Genomic DNA, 21,604 nt, shown 5'->3' with positions numbered 1-21,604 from the left:
GGATTTATCCGTTCAAAACGCCCGCACGCCGAAGGCGGTCGCGCACCCGGCCCGCCCGCCGAAGGCGCCCCGTGCACGCGGCCCGGGCACCGAACGCTCCCGCGCCCGACCCGCGCGCTGGTGGCGATTGAAGGCGCGCCGGCACGCCGAAGGCCGTCGAGAGTCGAGAGTCGAGAGACAGTGCGGCAAACGGCCCCGAAGGCGTCGAGAGCCGGCCCGCGCGCAACCGGAGGAGCGCGGGCCGGGTTCGCGCTACGGGGCGATCACCGAGTCCTTCTGGACGCCGTCCTTCTGGACCTTGAACGCCCAGATCACCGGGTCCGGCACCGCCAGGTTGCCGCTGCCGTCGAACTTGATCTGGCGGCCCGTCGTGACGCCCTTGCCGTTGTACGTCGACAGGAACTTCTGCATCTGCTCGCGGGTGCCGTTGCCGGCCTTCAGGCCGTCCAGGTACACCGCGGCGGCGTCGTAGGCCTCCGGGCCGTAGTAGCTGGCCGCCTGGCCGTATGCGCCGCGGTACTTCGAGGCGTAGTCGTTGCCGGCGTCGTTGGAGGGGACGCACGGTGCGGTGATGACCACGCCGTCGGCCTTGCCGCCCGTGCCGCTCACGAACTCCTGCGTGAACAGCGCGTCCGAGGCGACGACCGGCATCGTGGGCTTCGCGGTGCGCAGGGCCTTCACGAAGGCGGTGCCGTCGGTGGACTCGCCGGCGAAGTACACCGCGTCGGCGTTGGAGTCGGTGACCTGCTTGACCGCCGAGGTGAAGTCCGTGTCGGCCTGGCGGATCTGCACGAACTGGCCGGCGGCCGCGCCGAGCCCGTTGGAGACCTCCTGGCGGCCTGTCGTGCCGAAGTCGGAGTCGTCGTACACGATGGCGACCTTCGTCACCTTGAGCGTGTTCTTCAGGTACCGGGCGCCGGCCTGGGCCTGGTCCTCCTCGTCGGCGATGATGCGGTGGAACACGCTCCAGCCCTGCTTGGAGACCTTCATGTCGGAGTCGAACGTGAGCATCATCGGCAGCTTGGCGTCGTCGAGGATCTTGCCGGAGGCCATGATCTCGTTGTCGTACACGGGGCCGACGAGGCCGACGACCAGCGGGTCGTCGACGGCGGCCTGCGCCTTCGACTTCGCGCCGTCGTCGGAGCCGGTGGTGTCGAACTCCTTGAAGTCGACGTGGCAGTTGGGGTTCTTGTCGTTCCAGTCGGCGATGGCGAGCTTGACGCTGTTGCGCAGCAGGACGCCGTCGTCGGAGTTGTCGCCGCTGGACTTGCCCAGGTAGCCGATCTTCTTGCCGCAGGCCGGCGCCGCGGGGCCGGCCTGGTCCGACGGGCCCCCGCTCCCGCCCGGGTTGTTGTCGTCGCCCCGGTTGACCGCCCACACGATCCCGGCGATCACGAGGATCAGCGCGAGGGCGCCGCCGCCGACGGCCGCGACGAGTCCTCCGCGCCCTTGCTTCTGCGGCGGTACGGCGGGAGCCGTCACCGGCCACGACGGCGCGCCGACCGCCGGGCCGCCGGGCTGGGCGACCGGCTGCTGCGGGACGATCGGGCGCTGCTGCTGCGCGTACGCGGCCGGGTGCACGGGCGAGACCGGCTGGCCCGAGACGGGCTGCCCCGAGACGGGCTGGGCCGGCCGCTGCTGCGGCGGGTAACCGGCCGGGCGCTGCGCGGGCGGGGACGTCGGCTGGGTGGGGACCGTGTGCGCCGGCGGCGTCGTGACGGGCGGCACGACCTGCATCGAGGCGGTCTGCAGCAGCGGCGGCAGGTGCGGCGTGTTCGACGGCATGCTGAACGCCGGCGAGACGGGCTGGCCGGAGACCGGGGCGCCCGAAACCGGCGTCGGGGACGCCTCGGCCCGCGGGCCGCCCGAGGCCGGCGGGCCGGAGATCGGCGAGGACGCCCCGCCGGCGGCGCCCGCGACCGGGGCGCGCCCGGTCGGCGGGGCCAGGTGCAGCGCGCCCTCGGCGACGACCAGCTCGGGCTGCTCGATCGCGGTCGGGGCGAGCCCCATCGCGCGGTGCAGCAGCGTCGCCGCGAGCGGGATGCGGCTGGAGCCGCCGACGAGGAACACCGCCGACACCTTGCGCTCACCCAGCGCCGCGGCGGTCACCGCGATCTGGGTCGCCGTCACCGTGCGGGCGAGGATCGGGCCGGCCAGCTGCTCGAGCTGCTCGCGGCCGATCGGCACGCTCTCGTCGAACAGCGGCACGTGGACGTAGGTGGTGGCGGCGCGGCTGAGCATCTCCTTGGCCAGCCGCGCGTCCTCCCACAGCTGCCAGGCGGCGCGGCGGTCGGCCTCGGACTCCGGGTTGGTGAGCCGGCGCCAGTTGTCGCCCTCGCGGTCGGCGAAGTTCCGGCCGAGGTACGCCACCACGGCCGCGTCGACGTCCAGCCCGCCGGCGTCGGGCAGGCCCTCGCTCGCGAGCACGTCGAAGCCCCCGCCGGCGTTGCGGCGCACCACGCTCGCGTCGAACGTGCCGGCGCCGAAGTCGTAGACGACGGCGATCCCGCCGACGGGCACGTGCGCGCCGACGGTGGAGACGAAGTAGGAGGCGGCGGCGACCGGCTCGGAGGCCAGCAGCGGGGCCGGCAGCCCGGCGGCGACGGCGGCCTGCGACAGCGTCTGGCGCCGCTGCGGCGGCCAGGCCGCCGGGTGGGTCATCGTGACGTGGGAGATCTTGGCGCCGGCGACCCGCTCGGCCTCGTTGGCGACCCGGCGCAGCACCGTCGTGACGAGCTCGGCGACGGGCACGTCGCGCTCGCCGAGCCAGACGGTGCCCTCCTCGATGCGGCGCTTCGGGTAGGGCTCGAACCGGTGCGGCTGCAGCCGCGCGGAGTGCACGGCGTCACGCCCGGTGAGGATCGTGCCGTCGGCGTTGACGTACACCGCCGACGGCAGCAACGGGGTGCCGTCGAAGAGCAGCGGCTTGGCGCGCCCGTCCGGCCAGCGCAGGACCGCGACGGTGTTTGAGGTGCCGAAGTCGATGCCCAACCTGAAGCCGGTGTCCGCCACTCGCGCAGCGTACGCACCGGGCGCAACCTTGCCAATCAACTCAAAGTGCCGGGCCCGCCGACCCACTGTCCACGGTCAGCGGCACCGGTGCGGCCGTCGTCTTGCGCCGCCGGCCCCGAGCCAGGCGTTTCTGCAGCCAGAACGCAAACCAGGACAACAGGCCGCAGGTGGTGATGTAGATCGCGGCGACGACGAGGTAGCTCGGGACGTACGGCAGGCCGAACGGCAGCCGGCCGCCGATCTGCTTGCCGACGTACAGCAGCTCCGGCAGCTGGATGATGAAGCCCAGCGCGGTGTCCTTGAGCAGCACGACGAGCTGGCTGACGATGGCCGGCAGCATGGCCCGCACGGCCTGCGGCAGCAGGATCGACCACATCACCTGCGTCTTGCGCATGCCCAGCGCGTAGGCCGCCTCCGACTGGCCCTTCGCGACGGAGATGATGCCGGCGCGGAAGATCTCGGCGAGCACGGAGCCGTTGTACAGCGTGAGGCCGATCACCAGCGGCCAGAACGGATCGACCTTATAGCCCAGCTGGATGGGGCCGTAGTAGGCGAAGAAGATGAGGATCAGCAGCGGGATCGCGCGGAACAGCTCGACCACGAACGTCGACGGCGCGCGGAACGCGACGTGGTCGCTCAGCCGCGCGGTGGCCAGCAGCGCCCCGAGCACCAGCGCCAGGACCGCGGCCGCGCCGGCCGCCCGCAGCGTGGTGAGGTAGCCGTCGAGGAGCTGGTCCTGGATGGCCTTGTACTCGAACTGCTGCCACTTGATGGAGTCGAACTGGCCGGTGTCGTTGAAGCGCTTGACGATGTACGCCAGCAGCGCCACGATCGCGACGACGCTCACGACGCCGAGGATCCGGTTGCGCAGCCGCGCCTTCGGGCCGGGCAGGTCGTACAGGACGTTGGTCATCGTGCGACCCTCCAGCGCCGCTCGAGCATCCGCTGCAGCGCGATCAGCGGTACCACCAGAATCAGGAAGCCGATCGCGACCCACAGCAGGACGTAGATCTGGTTCTCGCTGCGCTCGGACAGGTACGCCTGGATCGCGCCCGCCTCGGCGACCGAGAAGCCGGCCGCGATCGTGGTGTTCTTCAGCATGGCGTTGTACACGCTGATCATCGGCGGCACCACCGTGCGGAACGCCTGCGGCAGCACGACGTTGGACAGCACCTGCGTGAACGTCATGCCGAGCGCGCGGGCGGCCTCGGCCTGCCCGACGGGCACCGTGTTGATGCCGGAGCGCAGCGCCTCGCACACGAACGCGCTGGTGTAGGCGATGAGCGCGACGCACGCCGCGGGGAAGTAGTCCAGGGTGACGTCGAGCTTCGGCACCGCGAACACCAGCAGCGCGAACACCAGCGTCAGCGGGGTGTTGCGCAGCAGCAGCACGTACGAGGTGCCGAACGCGCGCAGCGCCGGGACGGGGGAGACGCGCATCGCGGTGAGCAGGGTGCCGACGACCAGCGAACCCACCGCGGCGATCAGGAACAGCTCGATCGTGGTCAGGAAGTGTGACCCGATGATGTCCCAGTTGTCCGTGAGGACGTGTAGAAAGTCGTTCATCCGCTGCCCATCGGAAGGTCTTCGCCGAATGTGGTGGGACGCCGCCCCTCGCGGAGCGGCGTCCCGGTCACTGCATCAGTACTTCTCGAGCGCGGGAGCCGTGGCCGGGGAGCCCGACTTGCCCAGCGTGCCGTCGTAGATCTTCTGCCAGGTGCCGTCCGACTCGGCCTGCTCCAGCGCGGCGTTGACGAAGTCGCGCAGGGCCTTGTCGTCGTGGGCCAGGCCGATGCCGTACTTCTCCGGGTACGGCTTGCCGGTCGCGGGGTCGGTGAACGGCTTGCCGACGACCTTGAGCGCGCTCGGGTTCTGCGCGGCGTAGCCCTTGAGGATCGCGTCGTCGGTGGTGACGGCGTCGACCTTCTTGTCCAGCAGCTGCGAGACGCACTCGGAGTAGGTCTTGAACTCCACGATGCTGCCGCCCGGGTCGGTCAGCTTCTGGTCGCGCACCCGCTGGATCGGGGTCGAGCCGGTCGCCGAGCACACCTTCTTGCCCTTGAGCGTGTCCGAGCCGGTGATGGACGTGTCGTCCTTGCGCACCAGCAGGTCCTGCGCGGCGACGAAGTACGGGCCGGCGAAGGAGACGTCGGCCTTGCGCTTGTCGGTGATCGAGTACGTGCCGACGTAGTAGTCGACCTCGCCGCCCTTGATCGCCGTCTCGCGGTTGGCCGAGGCGACCTCCTTGTACTCGATCTTCGCCGGGTCGATGCCGAGCTTCGACGCGATCAGCTGGGCGATCTCGATGTCGAAGCCGCAGCGCTTGCCCGAGGCGTCCTTGTAGCCGAGGTTCGGCTGGTCGAACTTGACGCCGATGACGACCTTGCCGGCCGACTTGATCTTCGCGAACGTGGGGCTGCCCGCGATGTCGACGCCGGTGGCCGGCGTGAACGACGTGCCCGACGACGTGCAGGCGTCACCCTGCGCGGCCGGCGCGCCGGACTGGCCGGCCGGCGCCTCGGGCGTGGGAGTGCCCTCCTTGCCGCATGCGGCGAGGCCGAGCGAAAGCGTGGCGACTGCGGCGAAGGCCGCGACTCGCGTGATTCGCATGTTCTGCCCTGCTCCTTCCATTACCTCATGGCCGTCCGGCGGCGTACCGGGCGGCCTCTGGGCGCGCCGGGTGTGGCGCGCCGGTTCTCGTGTGCCGAGATGTGTGTGCCGGAATGTCAGTGGGTGAGGATCTTTGAGAGGAAGTCCTTCGCGCGGTCGCTGCGCGGGTTGGCGAAGAACTCCGCCGGCTCCGCCTCCTCGACCAGCTGGCCGTCGGCCATGAACACGACCCGGTTGGCCGCGTGGCGGGCGAAGCCCATCTCGTGGGTGACGACGACCATCGTCATGCCGTCGCGGGCCAGGCCGGTCATCACGTCGAGCACCTCGCCGACCATCTCCGGGTCCAGCGCGCTGGTCGGCTCGTCGAAGAGCATCGCCTTGGGCTGCATGGCCAGCGCGCGCGCGATCGCCGCGCGCTGCTGCTGGCCGCCCGACAGCTGTGCCGGGTACTTCTCCGCCTGGGTGCCGATGCCGACCCGGTCGAGCAGGCTCATCGCCCGCTCCCGGACCACGGCCGACTTCTCCTTGCGGACCTTGATCGGGCCGATCATCACGTTTTCGAGCACGGTCTTGTGCGCGAACAGGTTGAACGACTGGAAGACCATGCCGACCTCGCTGCGCAGCCGCGCCAGCGGCCGGCCCTCCTCGGGCAGCCGGGTCCCGTCGAAGACGATCTCGCCCTGGTTGATCGGCTCCAGCCGGTTGATCGCCCGGCAGAGCGTCGACTTGCCCGACCCGGACGGGCCCACCACGACGACGACCTCGCCCCGTCCGATCGACAGGTTGATGTCCTTCAGCACGTGCAGCTCGCCGAACCACTTGTTCACGCCACTGAGCACGATCAAAGGCTCGTCCGTCATCATCCGCCCCACTGCCTAGCGATACTCGTCGCTCTTCGGTGCGAACGACGTTAGCGGGGCAAAGGGCCTTGATCCGCGACACAGTGGTCACGGGGCGATAACGACAGCCGATTTGCGTGCGGAGTGCCCGACACGACGCTTTTGGTCACACTAGGCGGCATGCGCATTCTGGTGACCAACGACGACGGCATCGACAGCCCCGGGCTGCACGCCCTGGCCGCGGCGGCCGCGGCGGCCGGGCACGAGGTGATCGTCGCCGCCCCGGCCGAGGAGTCCAGCGGCTCGAGCGCCGCGCTGCTGGCCGTCGAGGCCGACGGGCACATCGCGATGCAAGAGGCGGTGATTGTGGGTACACCTGCGGCCTTTGCGGTCTCCGCCACTCCGGCGTTCATCGTCCTGCTCGCCACGCGGGGCGCCTTCGGCGAGCCGCCCGACGTCGTGCTGTCCGGCATCAACCGGGGCCCCAACACCGGCGCCGCCGTGCTGCACTCCGGCACCGTCGGCGCGGCCCTCACCGCCGTGGCCAACGGCTGCCGGGCGATGGCGGTGTCGCTCGACGCCACCGGCCCCGAGCCGCACTGGGCGACCGCGGCCGAGGTCGCCGTGGACCTGCTGCCGCTGCTCACCGGCCCGTTCGTCCTCAACGTCAACGTGCCCGACGTCGAGGCGGGGTACGTGCGCGGCATCCGGCGCGCCCACCTGGCCGAGTTCGGCATGGTGCAGATGACGCTGCGCGAGCGCGGCGAGGGGTTCGTGCGCATGTCGCTCGAACAGGTCGGCGACGTGGCCGAGCCCGGCAGTGACGACGGCTGGCTGCTGGACGGGTACGTGGCGGTCACGCCGCTCTTCCCGCCGGGCGAGGCCGCCGACGTGGAGCTGCCCGGGCTCGTGGATACGGCCGGTGAGCATGTAGGGGGTTAGTATTTGTGCCGCCATGACTGACACCCGCACCTTCCGCGTCGTGACCTACGGCTGCCAGATGAACGCGCACGACTCCGAGCGCATCTCCGGCCTGCTGGAGGAGGCCGGCTACGTGCCGGCGGCCGGCGACGGCGAGCCCGACGTCGTCGTGTTCAACACGTGCGCGGTGCGGGAGAACGCCGACAACCGGCTGTACGGCAACCTCGGCCACCTGCGCCCGACCAAGCTCGCCCACCCCGGCATGCAGATCGCCGTTGGCGGCTGCCTGGCGCAGAAGGACCGCGGCGAGATCGTGAAAAAGGCGCCCTGGGTGGACGTCGTGTTCGGCACGCACAACATCGGCTCGCTGCCGGTGCTGCTCGAGCGCGCCCGCCACAACGCCGCCGCCGAGGTCGAGATCCTCGAGTCGCTCGAGGTCTTCCCGTCCACGCTGCCGACCCGCCGCGAGTCGACCTACGCCGGCTGGGTGTCGATCTCCGTCGGCTGCAACAACACCTGCACGTTCTGCATCGTGCCGGCGCTGCGCGGCAAGGAGAAGGACCGCCGCCCCGGCGACATCCTGGCCGAGGTGCGCGCCCTGGCCGCCGAGGGCGTCCTCGAGGTCACCCTGCTGGGCCAGAACGTGAACTCGTACGGCGTCGAGTTCGGCGACCGCTACGCCTTCGGCAAGCTCCTGCGCGCCTGCGGCACCGTCGACGGCCTGGAGCGGGTGCGGTTCACCAGCCCGCACCCGAAGGACTTCACCGACGACGTCATCGCCGCGATGGCCGAGACGCCGAACGTCTGCCACTCGCTGCACATGCCGCTGCAGTCGGGCTCCGACACGGTCCTGCGGGCGATGCGCCGCTCGTACCGGGCGGAGAAGTACCTCGGCATCATCGACAAGGTCCGCGCCGCGATGCCGGACGCCGCGATCACCACGGACATCATCGTCGGCTTCCCCGGCGAGACGGACGCCGACTTCGAGCAGACCCTGGACGTCGTGCGCGCCGCGCGGTACTCCAGCGCCTTCACGTTCCAGTACTCCAAGCGGCCCGGCACGCCCGCCGCCACGATGGACGCCCAGGTGCCGAAGGCGGTCGTGCAGGAGCGCTACGACCGGCTGATCGCCACGCTCGAGGAGATCTCGTGGGCGGAGAACAAGAGGCTGGTCGGCTCGACGCTTGAGGTTCTGGTCGCGGTCGGCGAGGGGCGCAAGGACACCTCGACCGGTCGCCTTTCGGGGCGTGCCCGGGACGGGCGGCTTGTCCACTTCGCCGCGCCTTCCGATGCCGGCATCCGGCCGGGGGACGTCGTCCACACGACGGTCACGTACGCGGCGCCGCACCACCTCAATGCGGATGGGGCGCTCGTCTCGCATCGCCGGACTCGGGCCGGCGACGCCTGGGAGTCGGGCCAGGTGACGCGGACGCCGGGGGTGAAGCTGGGCATGCCGACGATCGGCGCCCCGCCGCCGCAGCCCGCCACCCACTGCTGATCGCTCGTTCTGCGGCCGGGCTTTTGCGACAAGTCGGGCGCTGGCGCGCCACGACTTGTCGGATTTATACCCCGTCAGGTCATAAATCCGGGCGAAAGGTTCCTGGGGTCGAGCGGTTGGCCCGCCACGGATGGCCAGACTGGCCGGCGGGCTGGGCGACCGCGCCGCCGGCCCCGAACCGGCGCCGGCGTGCCATGGCCGGCAGAGTCGAGCGGCCTGCGCGGGCACCGTGTGTCGTGGTCGGCGGTTGGGCGCCCGTGGCGGGTCGGCTGCGGGGTTGGCGGCCTGCGTGGGTGCCGTGTGTCGTGGTCGGCGGTTGGGCGCCCGTGGCGGGTCGGCTGCGGGGTTGGCGGCCTGCGTGGGTGCCGTGTGTCGTGGTCGGCGGTTGGGCGCCCGTGGCGGGTCGGCTGCGGGGTTGGCGGCCTGCGTGGGTGCCGTGTGTCGTGGTCGGCGGTTGGGCGCCCGTGGCGGGTCGGGGGCCTTCTGCGAGCGCCAACGCGGCGTGGTTGGGGGAACGGGGCGCATCAACGGTCTCGGATCATGGCGTTGTCCGATTTGTCCCTCATCGACTTTCATGACCATGGAGCGGCAACGTCGCTTCCCTCGCGCTCTGCGCCGGCCCTCGGCCGTCGCCGCCGGAGTGGTCCGCCCGCCGGGCGGCTTCCGTGCGGAAAAGTCGCCTGTCAGGGTATAAATCCGACAAGTCGTGGCGCGCCAGCGCCCGACTTGTCGCAAAAGCCAGCGTGCAGGGCGGTATGAGGGTTCGTGCACGAGGGCAGAAAAGCGTTGACCACTACACGCACGTGGCGTGTAGTGGTCAACTTTTCTATGTCGGACGGGCGAGCCCGTCACTGGGGAAGTCCGTCAGCCGGTGTGCTCCGCCATCGCCAGGAACTTGCGCTTCGACTCCAGGGCCTTCTCGGCCTCCCGGATGCGGCGCTGGTCGCCGGCGGCCTGGGCGCTCGCCAGCTGCTGCTCCGCCCGGGCCACCTGCTCGCGCATCTGGGCGAGCAGCGGGCTGGCCTCCGGCGGGGTGCGGCGCCACGCGGCGTCCATCGCGGCCTTGACCTTGTCCTCGACGGCGCGCAGGCGACGGTCGAGGCCCGCCTGCGACTCGCGGGGGACGCGGCCGACCTCGTGCCAGGTGCCCTGGAGCTCGCGCAGCTTGTTCTGCGCGCCCTTCGGGTCGCCGTCGATGTCGAGGGCCTCGGCCTGGGCCAGGAGCTCCTGCTTGCGCTCGAGGTTGCCCTTGAACTCGGCGTCGCGCGCGGAGAAGACCTCGCTGCGGCGCTTGAAGAAGGCGTCCTGGGCGGCGCGGAAGCGTTCCCAGAGCTTCTGCTCGGTGTCCTTCGCGGCGCGCGGGGCGGTCTTCCACTCGGTCATGAGCTCCTTGAGGCGGGCGGCCGTCGCGTTCCACTCCGTGGACTCCGACAGGCCCTCGGCCTCGACGACGAGCTCCTCCTTGCGGCCCTGGGCCTGCTTGCGCGAGGCGTCGAGGGTCGCGAAGTGGGCGCCGCGGCGGCGGGTGAAGGCGTCGCGGGCGGCCGCGTAGCGCTTCCACAGCTCGCTCTCGGCCTTCTTCTCGACGCCGTGGATCGACTTCCACTCGTCGAGGATCTCCTTGAGCCGGTCGCCGGCCGTCTTCCAGCCGGTCGCGTCGGCCGCGATGAGCTCTGCCTCCTCGACCAGCGCGGTCTTGCGGGCGAGCGACTCGGCGCGGGCCGCGTCGCGGGCGGCCCGGGCGGCGCCGGCCTTCTCCTCCGCGATCGACGTGAGCTTGTCCAGGCGTGCCGCGAGCCCGTCGATGTCGCCGACGACGTGGGCCTCGTCCAGGCCACTGCGCAGGCGGCGGATGGTGGACAGTGACTGGCCGGCGTCGGCGGCCCCGCTGCCGAGTCGCGCCTCGATCAGATCGACCTCGGTCACCAGGTCGGCATACCGGCGCGCGAAGTGGGCCAGGCCCTCTTCGGGTGTCCCGGCCTGCCAGGACCCGATGGCCCGCTCACCGGCGGCCGTCTTCACGAAGACGTTGCCGTCGGCGTCGATCCGTCCAAACTCCGTAGGGTCGCTCATCTGCCCATCCTCGCTCCCGGCGCCCGTAGGATCGGGTATCCCACCGTCACGCCGCCATCGCACAGCAAAGTTCCCCAGGGCATTGTCACAGGTGTGCCCCGGGGCCGGTCGAGGGCCTGCGGCCGAACCGTGACCATTCCGGTGCCATTCACAGGCCCTGCGGCCTGACCGTCGCCGGCCATGCCGCCCTCCGCGGCTGCAAAGAGACCGTCCCCGATAACGTTAGGCCGTGTCACTCGTCGCCGCCGCGGTCTGCCCACATCCACCACTGCTCGTGCCGGAAGTGGCCGCCGGGGCGGCGGGCGAGCTCGACGACCTGCGGGCTGCCTGTCGCGCCGCGGTGGCGCGCCTGAACAACGCCTCGGTCGACTTGCTCATCGTCGTCGGTGCCGATACCACGACGGTACGCCGCATACCCCCCTTTGGGGGAACCCTGTTCCCGTGGGGTATCGATCTGCCGGTGGGTGATCCATCGGGGGAGCAGCTCCCGCTCAGCCTGCTCATCGGCGCGTGGCTGGCCCCGGACGCCGGAAACTTCCAGAGCGTCGCCGCCGACGCCGCGCCCGAGGAGTGCGCCGCGCTCGGCCGGGCGCTCGCCGGCGAGGCCGAGCGGGTCGGGCTGCTGGTGCTCGGCGACGGCTCCGCGTGCCGTACCGAGAAGGCGCCCGGGTACTTCGACCCGCGCGCCGAGGCCTTCGACGCCGCCGTCGCGTCCGCCCTGGCCAAGGCCGACGCCGCCGGGCTGGCCGCGATCGATCCGGGTGAGGCGGCCGAGCTGCTCGCCGCGGGCCGGGCGCCCTGGCAGGTCCTCGCGGGCGCGGCCGGGCGGCCGATGACCGGGGAGCTGTTGTACGACTCCGCTCCGTACGGGGTCGGTTACTTCGTGGCGTCGTGGGTATGACGCGTGTCCTCGCGATCGTCGGGCCGACGGCCGCGGGCAAGTCGGCGCTGAGCCTGCGGCTCGCGGACGCCCTCGGCGGCGAGGTCGTCAATGCCGATTCCATGCAGCTGTACCGCGGGATGGACATCGGCACCGCCAAGCTCACGATCGCCGAGCGGGCCGGCGTGCCGCACCACGTCCTGGACATCTGGGACGTCACCGAGCCGGCCAGCGTCGCCGTCTACCAGCGCCTGGCCCGCGCCGCGATCGACGACATCGCCGCCCGCGGCCGGGTGCCGCTGCTCGTCGGCGGCTCCGGGCTGTACGTCCGCGCCGTCCTCGAGGACTTCGACTTCCCGGGCACCGACCCGCAGCTGCGCGCCGAGCTGGAGCGCGAGCTCGCCGAGGCCGGGCCGGCGCCGCTCTACGCCCGGCTTCAGGCGGCCGACCCGGTCGCGGCCGGGCGCATCCTGCCCAGCAACGGCCGGCGCATCGTGCGGGCGCTCGAGGTGAACGCGCTGACCGGCACGACCTTCACGGCGGCGCTGCCCGAGCCGCGGCCGGTGTACGACGCCCTGCAGATCGGCGTCGACGTGGACACGGCGGTCCTCGACGAGCGCATCGGGGCCCGCGTCGACGCGATGTGGGCGGCGGGCTTCGTCGACGAGGTGCGCGGGCTGCTGGGCCAAGGGCTGCGGGAGGGTCGCACGGCCGGCGGGGCTTTGGGGTACCGCCAAATCATGCAATATCTGGACGGAGAGTGCGGGGCCGACGAAGCGCGCGCGGAGACGGTCCGGGCCACGCGGCGGTTCGTGCGGCGGCAGCGCTCGTGGTTCCGCCGCGACGACCGGATCCGGTGGCTCGACGGCGCGGCGGCGGACATCACGCAGGCGGCGCTGCGCACCGTGCGGCAAGATTGACGCCATGCGCTTCGCGAAAGGCCACGGCACGGGCAACGACTTCGTCATCCTGCCCGACCCCGACGGCACCCTGCCGCTGACCCCGGCCCTCGTCGCCGCCCTGTGCGACCGGCGCCGCGGCATCGGCGCCGACGGCGTGCTGCGCGTGGTGCGCAGCGCCGCCCACCCCGATGCCGAGGCCTCCGCCGCCGGCGCCGAGTGGTTCATGGACTACTGGAACGCCGACGGGTCGCAGGCGGAGATGTGCGGCAACGGGGTGCGCGTCTACGCCCGGTACCTCGCCGAGGCCGGCCTGGTCGACCCGGAGGGCTCGTTCGACCTGGTCACCCGCGCGGGAGTGGTGCCGGTCACCATGGGCGAGGAGATCTCGGCCGGGATGCCGATCCCCCGGGTGTACGTCCAGAGCGAGGCCGCCACCAACGGCACCACCTTCACCGGCACGGCGGTCGACGTGGGCAACCCGCACCTGGTCTGCGCCGTCGACGAGCCGACCCTGGAGCGGCTCGACCTGACCCGGGCGCCCGAGATCGACCCGCTGATCTTCCCGGCCGGGGTGAACGTCGAGTTCGCCGCGGTGGGCCCGGCGCCGGCCGGCGCCGACCTGTACCGGCGGATGCGGGTGTACGAGCGCGGCTCCGGCGAGACCCAGTCGTGCGGCTCGGGCGCGTGCGCGGTCGCGGCGGTCGCGCTGCACCACGCCGGCCTCGACGGCGGCGTGGTCGTCGTCGACCTGCCCGGCGGGCGGCTCACCGCGACCTCGACGCCGTCGGAGTTCCGGCTGCGGGGGCCCGCGGTCATCGTCGCCCACGGCGACGTCGACGCGCAGGCCATCCGCCAGCTGGCGCCCACCTACTCCTGACCGTCGGCCTCCGGCCCGGCGACGCTGATGCCGTCCGGGGTCGAGTCGAGCTGCGGGCCCTTGGCGGCGGCCCGCACCGCCGCCGCGACGGCCGGGGCGACCCGCGCGTCGAACACGCTCGGCACGATCACGGTCGGGTTGAGCTTGTCCTCGCCGACCGAGTCGGCGATCGCCCGCGCGGCGGCCAGGGCCATCGCGTCGGTGAACTCGCGCGCCTGCGCGTCGAGCATGCCCCGGAAGACGCCCGGGAACGCGAGCACGTTGTTGATCTGGTTGGGCTGGTCGGAGCGGCCGGTCGCCACGATCGCGGCGTGCTCGCGGGCCTCCCGGGGGTCGACCTCCGGGTCGGGGTTGGCCAGCGCGAACACGATCGAGTCGGGCGCCATCGTGGCGATGTCGTCGCCGGTGAGCAGGTTGGGCGCGCTCACCCCGATGAACACGTCGGCCCCGCGCACCGCGCCGCGCAGGTCGCCCGCGTAGTTGTCCCGGTTGGTGTGCTCCACCAGCCACTGCCAGCTGCCCGAGAGCCCGGTCATGCCGCGGTGCAGCGCGCCCGGGCGGTCCGTCGCGATCACGTCGCCGACGCCCTGGCGCAGCAGGAGCTTGATGATCGCCGTACCGGCGGCCCCGGCCCCGCTGACCACGACCCGGACCTTCCCGATCGGCTTGCCCACGACGCGCAGGGCGTTGGTGAGGGCGGCGAGCACGCAGATCGCGGTCCCGTGCTGGTCGTCGTGGAAGACCGGGATGTCCAGCTGCTCGCGCAGCCGCTCCTCGATCTCGAAGCAGCGCGGGGCGGCGATGTCCTCGAGGTTGATCCCCCCGTACGCCGGGGCGATCGCCTTCACGATCGAGATGATCTGCTCGGTGTCCTGCGTGTCGAGCACGACGGGCCAGGCGTCCACCCCGCCGAAGCGCTTGAACAGCGCGGCCTTGCCCTCCATGACGGGCATGGCGGCGTACGGCCCGATGTTGCCCAGGCCGAGCACCGCGGAGCCGTCGGTGACCACGGCGACGGTGTTGCGCTTGATCGTCAGCCGGCGGGCGTCCTCGGGGTTTTCGGCGATCGCCAGGCACACCCGGGCCACGCCGGGGGTGTAGGCGCGGGACAGCTCGTCGCGGTTGCGCAGCGCCACCTTCGGCGCCACCTCGATCTTGCCGCCGAGGTGCAGCAGGAACGTGCGGTCGGAGACCTTGCGCACGTCGACGCCGTCGAGCTTCTCGAGGTCGGCGACGACCTGTTCGGCGTGGGCGGAGTCGGCGGTGTCGCAGGTGAGGTCGACGACCACGTTGTTGCTGTCGGAGTCGACGACGTCGACGGCGGTGACGATGCCGCCGGACTCGCCGACGGAGGTGGTCAGGCGGCCGATCGCCGAGGCGTCGGCGATGACGGAAACACGGACGGTGATGGAGAACCCGGCGCTGGGTAGTCTGTGTGTGGCTGGTGTCACCACCCCATTCTCACCCTGCGCATCCCTCCCGCCCTGCCCCGGGTGCGGATATCAAGTGCCGTCGCGGCCGCGAAGTGACAGGATTGACGGGTTCACGCTCATGGAGGAGATCATCTTGCGCGCACAGACGACCTATTCCGCAGACGAGTTCGACGCGGACGAGGTCTTCGACGACGGAGATCTCGCACTCGAGGAGCGGCACGCCCTGCGCCGCGTCGCCGGGCTGTCCACCGAGCTCACGGACATCACCGAGGTCGAGTACCGGCAGCTGCGCCTCGAGCGCGTCGTGCTGGTCGGCGTCTGGACCGAGGGCACCGTCACCGACGCCGAAAACTCGCTCACCGAGCTGGCCGCGCTCGCCGAGACGGCCGGCAGCCAGGTGCTCGACGGCCTCATCCAGCGCCGCGGCCGCCCCGACCCGTCCACGTTCATCGGCCGGGGCAAGGTCGACGAGCTGCGGGCCGTGGTGCAGAGCAGCGGCGCCGACACCGTCATCTGCGACGGCGAGCTCTCCCCGTCGCAGCTGCGCACCCTGGAGTCGCAGGTCAACGTCAAGGTCATCGACCGCACGGCGCTGATCCTGGACATCTTCGCCCAGCACGCCAAGAGCAAGGAGGGTAAGGCGCAGGTCGAGCTGGCCCAGCTGCAGTACTTCCTGCCCCGCCTGCGCGGCTGGGGTGAGGCGCTCAGCCGCCAGGCCGGCGGTTCGGCCAGCGGCAACGGCGGCGTGGGCCTGCGTGGCCCCGGTGAGACCAAGCTCGAGATCGACCGGCGGCGCATCCGCACCCGCATCTCGCGGCTCAAGCGCGAGATCGCCGCGATGGCCACGATCCGCGACACCAAGCGCGCCACCCGCCGGCGCAACCGGGTGCCGGCCGTCGCCATCGCCGGCTACACCAACGCCGGCAAGTCCAGCCTGCTCAACCGGCTGACCGGGGCGGGCGTCCTGGTCGAGGACGCGCTGTTCGCCACCCTGGACACCACGACCCGCCGCGCGCGGGCGGCCGACGGGCGCGTCTACACGCTGTCCGACACGGTCGGGTTCGTCCGCCACCTGCCCCACCAGCTGGTCGAGGCGTTCCGGTCCACCCTCGAAGAGGTTGCCGAAGCCGATCTCGTACTGCACGTGGTCGACGGTTCGCACCCCGACCCCGAGGCGCAGGTCCGGGCGGTCCGCGAGGTCCTGGCCGAGGTCGGCGCCGACGCCGTGCCGGAGCTGCTCGTCATCAACAAGCTCGACGCCGCCGACGAGGAGACCCAGCTGCGGCTCAAGCGGCTGTGGCCGGACGCGGTCTTCGCCTCGGCCCGAACCGGCGCCGGCATCGCCGACGTGCGCGACGCGATCGAGCGCAAGCTGCCGTGGCCGGCGATCGAGCTGACGGCCGTGGTGCCGTACGAGCGCGGCGACCTCGTCGCGCGCGTGCACTCGGTCGGCGAGGTGCTGGAGACCTCACACCTGGCCGAGGGCACCCGCCTGCGGGCCCGGGTGACGGAGGCCCTCGCGGCCGAACTCGCGCCCTATATCGGCTGATTACGCCCTTGCCCGGCCGAATGCGCCTTTCACCGGGTGACTTCACTGAGTCGTCGTTAACCGTTACACCGAGTGACAGCCGGACCGGGGATCCCCAATCCTGGTCCGGCTCTGCCAAACTTGTGCGATGCGACGACGGGTGGTGCTCAGTGCGGCCGCGGTGATGGCTCTGTCGGCCGGCGTCTCCGCAGCACCGGCCGCGGCTTACGCACCGTCACCCTCGGCGGCGCCCGGCCAGACGGTCTGCACTCCGTCCTCGAAGGACGTCACCGAGATCTCGGGCCTGGTCGCCACGCAGAGCGGCTACTACGCGATCCAGGACAGCCAGGCGGGCGGCAACAAGCCGAAGATCTTCGTCCTGGACAACTCCTGCAAGCTGGTGAACACGATCACCTATCCGTCGACGGCGCGGGATCCCGAGGACGCCGCGATGGACAAGAACGGGATGCTGTACATCGCCGACATCGGCGACAACGATGAGAACAGCGGCGGCCAGAAGGAGCCGCGCCCGAGCGTCGCCATCTGGACGATGGCCGCGGGCGCGAAGCAGCCGACGATCAACCGCGTGGCGTATCCGGACGGCAAGAAGCACGACGCCGAGGCCCTGCTGATCAACGGCGACGGCACCCCGATCATCATCACGAAGGCGCCGCCGAGCGAGGTGTGGGTCCCCGAGGGCCCGCTCGTGCCCAACAACGAGAAGAACTTCGTGAAGCTGAAGAAGGTCGGCACGTTCACCGCCCAGGAGACGAAGACGGCCAACCCGCTGGGCCTGCTCGGCTGGAAGCTCGTCACCGGCGCCGCGGCGAGCCCCGACGGCTCCAAGGTCGTGATCCGCACCTACTCCGACGCCTACGAGTTCGACGTCTCGGGCGGCGACGTGATCAAGGCGATCACGACGGGCAAGCCCCGCATCACCCCGCTGCCGAACGAGCCTCAGGGTGAGGCGATCACCTACACCCCGGACGGCAAGCACTACATCACGGCGTCCGACCAGGACAGCTCGAAGAAGGCCCCGCCGCTGCTGAAGTACACCCCGACGGACATCAGCGCCGCGACGGGCGCCGGCGCCGGGGGCAACGCCGCCCCGAAGCCGGCGGACAAGTCGTTCCTGCAGTCGCTGACGCTGCAGGACATCACCTATACGGTCGCCGCGATCGGCATCATCGGCCTGGGCCTGGTCATCGCCGGCGTCATCGGCATCCGCCGCTCAAGGGCCGCCCGCCGGGCCGCCGGCCCGAACACGGGCCCGATCCGCGGCTCGGCCGAGCCCCCCGTGGACGAGTTCAACATCCCGGCCACGGTCGGCGGCGCCCAGCCCTACGACGACGCCCCCTTCGGCCCCCCGGGCAACGTCTACGGCGCCCGCGGCTCCTCACCCGACCGCGGCAACAACGTCTACGGCGCCCCCTCAGACCGCGGCGGCATGTACGGCGGCGGTGGCAGCGGCCCGGACCGCGGCGGCTACGGCGCTGGCGGTGGCGGTGGCGGCTCGGACCGCGGCGGCGTCTACGGCGGCGGTGGCGGCGGCTCGGACCGCGGCGGCGTCTACGGCGGCGGTGGCGGAGGCGGCGGCTCGGACCGCGGCGGCTCGTACGGCGGTGGCGGCGGCGGCTCGGACCGTGGCGGTGGCGGCGGCTCGTACGGTGGCGGCGGCGGCTCGGACCGCGGCGGCGCTCGCGGCCCCGGCGGCGGCAACGTCTACGGAGGCGGCGGCTCAGGCTCGGGCGGCGGCAACATGTACGGCGGCGGAGGCGGCCGCGGCCCAGACCGCGGCGGCTACGGCTATCAGCCCGGCTACGGCGAGCACGCCGGCTACGGCGGCGACTACGGCGGTTACGACCGCGGCTACGCCCCGCGCCGCTGACCGAACTCGGGCCGCCGGTCGGCCTCGATCAGGTCGCTGACCGACGACCGAGCCATGACGCCGCCCCGAGCGGCCGCGCCCGCGGACGGCTTCCCGCACCGCCGGGCCTTGAGTTCCGCATTGAGTCGGCATGCGGCCGCGCCCTGCGTGACGAGCGCGACGTCGGGGCGGGCGTGCCGCGCCTGCCCGATGCGGACCGGTCGCCCGTCGTGTGTCGCGGCCGTGCGCGATGAGTGGAACGTTGGGGCGGGCGTGAGCGGCCGGTCGTCCGCCGGTGTCGCGTGCGTGATCGCGAAGGACCGTGGCCGCGCGGGCATGGAGGGCGCCGTGGCAGCCCTGACGTCGCGGCGCGCCGGTGTCCGCCGGGCCGGGGATGGCCACACGGCACGGGCGGATCGTGGATCGCCGCTGTCCGCGCCACCGGAGGGGCTGCCGGACGGGTCACCGCGGCCACGCAGACCGAGGGTGCCTGCGGCCCGCGAGCCGGGTTGCTTGCGGGCCGGCGGGGATTGCGGTGTAGTGGGCGCCGCCGAGCCTCGCTGCCCCGCAGGTCGTTGGCCCGGCCCAGCCGCCCGCCAAGCCTTCAAGGCCCGCGGGTGGTTGCGATGTGGTGGGTGGTCCACAGGTCAGTGGCCCGGCTCCGGACGCCCGGCCGCCGCCGAGCGTTGCGGTCCCGCAGGTGGTCCCGGTGTGGTAGCCCGGGCCCAGTCGTCCTGCCGCCGAGCCTCGCGGTCCCGCAGGTGGTCCCGGTGTGGTGGCCCCGGCCCAGTCGTCCTGCCGCCGCCGAGCCTTGCGGGTCCGCGCGAGGGCTGGGGGTGTGGTCGGCGTCGCCGAGGCCTGTGGTGGGGGAGGTCAGATGCGGCGGACCACCGTCACGACGCGGCCCAGGATGGTGGCGTGGTCGCCGGCGATGGGGTCGAACGCGGCGTTCTGCGGCATGAGCCACACGTGGCCGTCGCGGTTGCGGTAGGTCTTCACCGTGGCCTCGCCGTCGAGCATGGCGGCGACGATGTCGCCGTTGTTGGCGTTGGGCTGCTGGCGGACCACGACCCAGTCGCCGTCGCAGATGGCGGCGTCGAGCATCGAGTCGCCCTTGACCTGGAGCATGAACAGGGTGCCCTCGCCGACCAGTTCGCGGGGGAGGGGGAAGACATCCTCGACGGCCTGCTCGGCGAGGATCGGGCCGCCGGCGGCGATGCGGCCGAGGACCGGGACGTAGGCGGGGGCCGGGCGGGCGGCGCGGGCGGCCTCCTCGTCGACCGTGACGAGCTCGCTCGGGGGGCGGACGTCGACGGCGCGCGGGCGGTTGGGGTCGCGGCGCAGGTAGCCCTTGCGCTCGAGCTCCTTGAGCTGGTAGGCGACGCTCGAAGGGGAGACCAGGCCGACGGCCTCGCCGATCTCGCGGACGCTCGGCGGGTAGCCGTTGCGCTCGACGGCGGCCCGGATGAACTCCAGGATGCGGCGCTGGCGGACGGTCAGGTCGGCCGCGAACAGGTCGGGGAAGGCGCTCACCACGGCGGTGACCGCGCGCATCTCGGGCTCGCCCCCGCGGCGGCGGGTGGCGCGCTTCGCGCCGGTGCGGCCGGCGATGGCGGTGACCTCGGCGCCGGGCCCGTCGATGAGCTCGTCCGGCTCGCCCGCGGGTGCGTCGGTGCGGTCGTCGGCTGACACGTCGTCCTCCCTCATGTTGGCGGGTGCGGGCTGGCGCCGCCCCCGCTGACGGGCCGGTGGCACGCCACCCGCACGTCTCCCGGGCTTCCGCGGGTGCGGAAACGCCGGTTGTCGCATAGGTCCGGTCATCGCGATCAAAGTCTGATCGTGTGTGGATCACCGTATCGCCGAGGTACGACAGTTTCAAACATCTGTACTACGTGGCGCGGTCTTTTTTCGGCGAGTCTTCTCGACACGGGTCTTCCGGCTCTGATACACAATCGTACGACTGTTCGATCGAACGGGTGTACGCACAAAGGGGACCGACATGGACCACAGGCCGATTCGCCTCACCCGGCGCGGCCGGGTCGTCGTGTTCAGCTTTCTGCTCACCGTGGCCGGGGGGCTGGCCGGGCTCGCGGCGGCGCCCGGGCAGGCGGCCGACCCGCCGGGGGCGGCGCCGACCGTCATCGTCCAGCCCGGCGACACGCTCTGGGGCATCGCGACCGAACACGCCGGGCGGCAGGGGCGCGACGCCACGGTCGAGGAGATCCGCCGTCTCAACCACCTGGACGGCTACAGTATCGACGCCGGGCAGCGGCTGGTGCTGCCGCGCACGCGCTGACCAGTGCGAATATCGCCTCCGCGGCGTCCAGCTATCTGAGACGCGCGACACAAACGTGTCGGGATCCGCGTTTAACTTGCGTTGGCGTAGGCGTCGGCATAGCGTCTACCCCTAGATGTAGTAGTTACAGGGGTGTAAGTCGTCCACAGGTAGTGGAATCGGCACTCCCCTATCACTGAACGTAGTCACTTGGCGAGGTACGCCCATGGCGCACCGAGCCGTCCTTGCTGTGCCCTTTTATCCGGATAATCCCGGCATATTCTGGAGTGAGACATGCGCTGCCCGTACTGCCGGCACGCGGACTCGCGGGTGGTGGACTCCCGCGAAGCCGAGGATGGCCAGATCATCCGGCGGCGCCGGTCCTGCCCGGAGTGTGGGCGCCGGTTCACGACCGTCGAGGAGGCGGTGCTGGCCGTGGTCAAGCGCAGCGGGGTGACCGAGCCCTTCAGCCGGTCGAAGATCATTGCCGGGGTGCGCAAGGCGTGCCAGGGGCGGCCCGTCGACGAGGACGCGATCGCCGTGCTCGCGCAGAAGGTCGAGGAGACCGTCCGCGCCCGGGGCGCCGCCGAGCTGCCGAGCCACGAGGTGGGGCTGGCGATCCTGGCGCCCCTGCGGGAGCTCGACGAGGTGGCCTACCTGCGCTTCGCCAGCGTGTACCGGTCGTTCGACTCGCTCGGCGACTTCGAACGTGAGATCGCGGCGCTGCGTGCGGGGATGCAGTCGCCGCGGGACGAGCCGGGCGAGGGGCCACCGCCCGCGCCGGCCGCGCGGACAGGGGAAGCCGCGGACGGCGCGCTCAGCCCGACCGGCGCCGGGCGTCCGACCCGCGCAACGAGCTGAGAATCCCGGGCGCCGCGGGAAGTTTCAC

At 72.1% G+C, this 21,604-nt stretch carries 17 protein-coding genes; 9 read left to right on the top strand and 8 right to left on the bottom strand.

What is annotated here, in order from left to right:
- Positions 1-252: 252 nt before the first annotated feature.
- From ACQEVU_RS41875 to ACQEVU_RS41855, 5 genes are all read right to left on the bottom strand, one after another.
- Positions 253-3,012, bottom strand: a complete 2,760-nt coding sequence (locus tag ACQEVU_RS41875; RefSeq protein ID WP_433333828.1) for an ABC transporter substrate-binding protein — start codon at positions 3,010-3,012, stop codon at positions 253-255.
- Between the two features lie 40 nt (positions 3,013-3,052).
- On the bottom strand, positions 3,053-3,925 hold the full coding sequence (locus ACQEVU_RS41870; RefSeq protein WP_433333826.1) for an amino acid ABC transporter permease: 873 nt from the start codon (positions 3,923-3,925) through the stop codon (positions 3,053-3,055).
- Positions 3,922-4,578 (bottom strand): amino acid ABC transporter permease, encoded by a 657-nt coding sequence (locus ACQEVU_RS41865; protein ID WP_433333824.1) that lies wholly within the window; start codon positions 4,576-4,578, stop codon positions 3,922-3,924. The genes ACQEVU_RS41870 and ACQEVU_RS41865 overlap by 4 nt, the downstream gene beginning before the upstream one ends.
- Positions 4,579-4,653: 75 nt before the next feature.
- Complete coding sequence (locus ACQEVU_RS41860) at positions 4,654-5,622, bottom strand: transporter substrate-binding domain-containing protein (RefSeq protein WP_433333822.1); 969 nt, start codon at positions 5,620-5,622, stop codon at positions 4,654-4,656.
- Positions 5,623-5,738: 116 nt separating this feature from the next.
- Positions 5,739-6,485 carry an amino acid ABC transporter ATP-binding protein gene (locus ACQEVU_RS41855; protein ID WP_433333820.1) on the bottom strand — a complete coding sequence of 249 codons (747 nt, stop codon included), beginning with the start codon at positions 6,483-6,485 and terminating at the stop codon, positions 5,739-5,741.
- A gap of 156 nt (positions 6,486-6,641) precedes the next feature.
- Here ACQEVU_RS41855 and surE point away from each other — a divergent pair, with 156 nt between their 5' ends.
- Together surE and miaB are read left to right on the top strand one after the other, a co-directional pair.
- Positions 6,642-7,403, top strand: a complete 762-nt coding sequence (gene surE / locus ACQEVU_RS41850) for a 5'/3'-nucleotidase SurE (RefSeq protein WP_433333818.1) — start codon at positions 6,642-6,644, stop codon at positions 7,401-7,403.
- Positions 7,404-7,416: 13 nt separating this feature from the next.
- The gene (gene miaB / locus ACQEVU_RS41845) at positions 7,417-8,880 is read left to right on the top strand and encodes a tRNA (N6-isopentenyl adenosine(37)-C2)-methylthiotransferase MiaB (RefSeq protein WP_433333816.1); all 1,464 of its coding nucleotides are present in this window, start codon (positions 7,417-7,419) and stop codon (positions 8,878-8,880) included.
- A gap of 864 nt (positions 8,881-9,744) precedes the next feature.
- Here miaB and ACQEVU_RS41840 read toward each other — a convergent pair.
- Entirely contained in the window at positions 9,745-10,953 is a 1,209-nt protein-coding gene (locus ACQEVU_RS41840; protein WP_433333814.1) for a DUF349 domain-containing protein, read from the bottom strand.
- 229 nt (positions 10,954-11,182) lie between these two features.
- On the opposite strand from ACQEVU_RS41840, the gene ACQEVU_RS41835 reads away from it, so the two are divergent.
- Genes ACQEVU_RS41835 through dapF form a run of 3 tightly spaced genes read left to right on the top strand, consistent with a single transcriptional unit; the run spans position 11,183 to position 13,612 of the window.
- Complete coding sequence (locus ACQEVU_RS41835) at positions 11,183-11,854, top strand: class III extradiol dioxygenase subunit B-like domain-containing protein (protein ID WP_433333812.1); 672 nt, start codon at positions 11,183-11,185, stop codon at positions 11,852-11,854.
- The gene (gene miaA / locus ACQEVU_RS41830; protein WP_433333810.1) at positions 11,851-12,753 is read left to right on the top strand and encodes a tRNA (adenosine(37)-N6)-dimethylallyltransferase MiaA; all 903 of its coding nucleotides are present in this window, start codon (positions 11,851-11,853) and stop codon (positions 12,751-12,753) included. The genes ACQEVU_RS41835 and miaA overlap by 4 nt, the downstream gene beginning before the upstream one ends.
- Before the next feature lie 4 nt (positions 12,754-12,757).
- Positions 12,758-13,612 (top strand): diaminopimelate epimerase, encoded by an 855-nt coding sequence (gene dapF / locus ACQEVU_RS41825; protein ID WP_433333808.1) that lies wholly within the window; start codon positions 12,758-12,760, stop codon positions 13,610-13,612.
- On the opposite strand, the gene ACQEVU_RS41820 is transcribed toward dapF, so the two are convergent.
- Positions 13,603-15,063, bottom strand: a complete 1,461-nt coding sequence (locus ACQEVU_RS41820) for an NAD-dependent malic enzyme (RefSeq protein WP_433333806.1) — start codon at positions 15,061-15,063, stop codon at positions 13,603-13,605. The genes dapF and ACQEVU_RS41820 overlap by 10 nt on opposite strands.
- 100 nt (positions 15,064-15,163) lie before the next feature.
- Between ACQEVU_RS41820 and hflX the strand changes: the two genes are divergently transcribed.
- Positions 15,164-16,594, top strand: a complete 1,431-nt coding sequence (gene hflX, locus ACQEVU_RS41815; protein WP_433333804.1) for a GTPase HflX — start codon at positions 15,164-15,166, stop codon at positions 16,592-16,594.
- A 127-nt stretch (positions 16,595-16,721) separates the two neighbouring features.
- Positions 16,722-18,461 (top strand): hypothetical protein, encoded by a 1,740-nt coding sequence (locus ACQEVU_RS41810; protein WP_433333802.1) that lies wholly within the window; start codon positions 16,722-16,724, stop codon positions 18,459-18,461.
- A gap of 852 nt (positions 18,462-19,313) precedes the next feature.
- Here the strand turns inward: ACQEVU_RS41810 and lexA are convergent.
- Entirely contained in the window at positions 19,314-19,994 is a 681-nt protein-coding gene (lexA, locus tag ACQEVU_RS41805) for a transcriptional repressor LexA (protein WP_433335292.1), read from the bottom strand.
- Between the two features lie 445 nt (positions 19,995-20,439).
- On the opposite strand from lexA, the gene ACQEVU_RS41800 reads away from it, so the two are divergent.
- Both ACQEVU_RS41800 and nrdR read left to right on the top strand, forming a co-directional pair.
- A complete protein-coding gene (locus tag ACQEVU_RS41800) occupies positions 20,440-20,736 on the top strand; it encodes a LysM peptidoglycan-binding domain-containing protein (protein ID WP_433333800.1) in 297 nt (98 codons plus the stop codon).
- Positions 20,737-21,009: 273 nt separating this feature from the next.
- The gene (gene nrdR / locus ACQEVU_RS41795) at positions 21,010-21,576 is read left to right on the top strand and encodes a transcriptional regulator NrdR (protein ID WP_433333798.1); all 567 of its coding nucleotides are present in this window, start codon (positions 21,010-21,012) and stop codon (positions 21,574-21,576) included.
- Positions 21,577-21,604 lie beyond the last annotated feature (28 nt).

Source organism: Dactylosporangium sp. CA-139066, from assembly GCF_050936175.1.
Classification (GTDB): domain Bacteria; phylum Actinomycetota; class Actinomycetes; order Mycobacteriales; family Micromonosporaceae; genus Dactylosporangium.
This window is presented reverse-complemented; position numbering and strand designations above follow the sequence as displayed.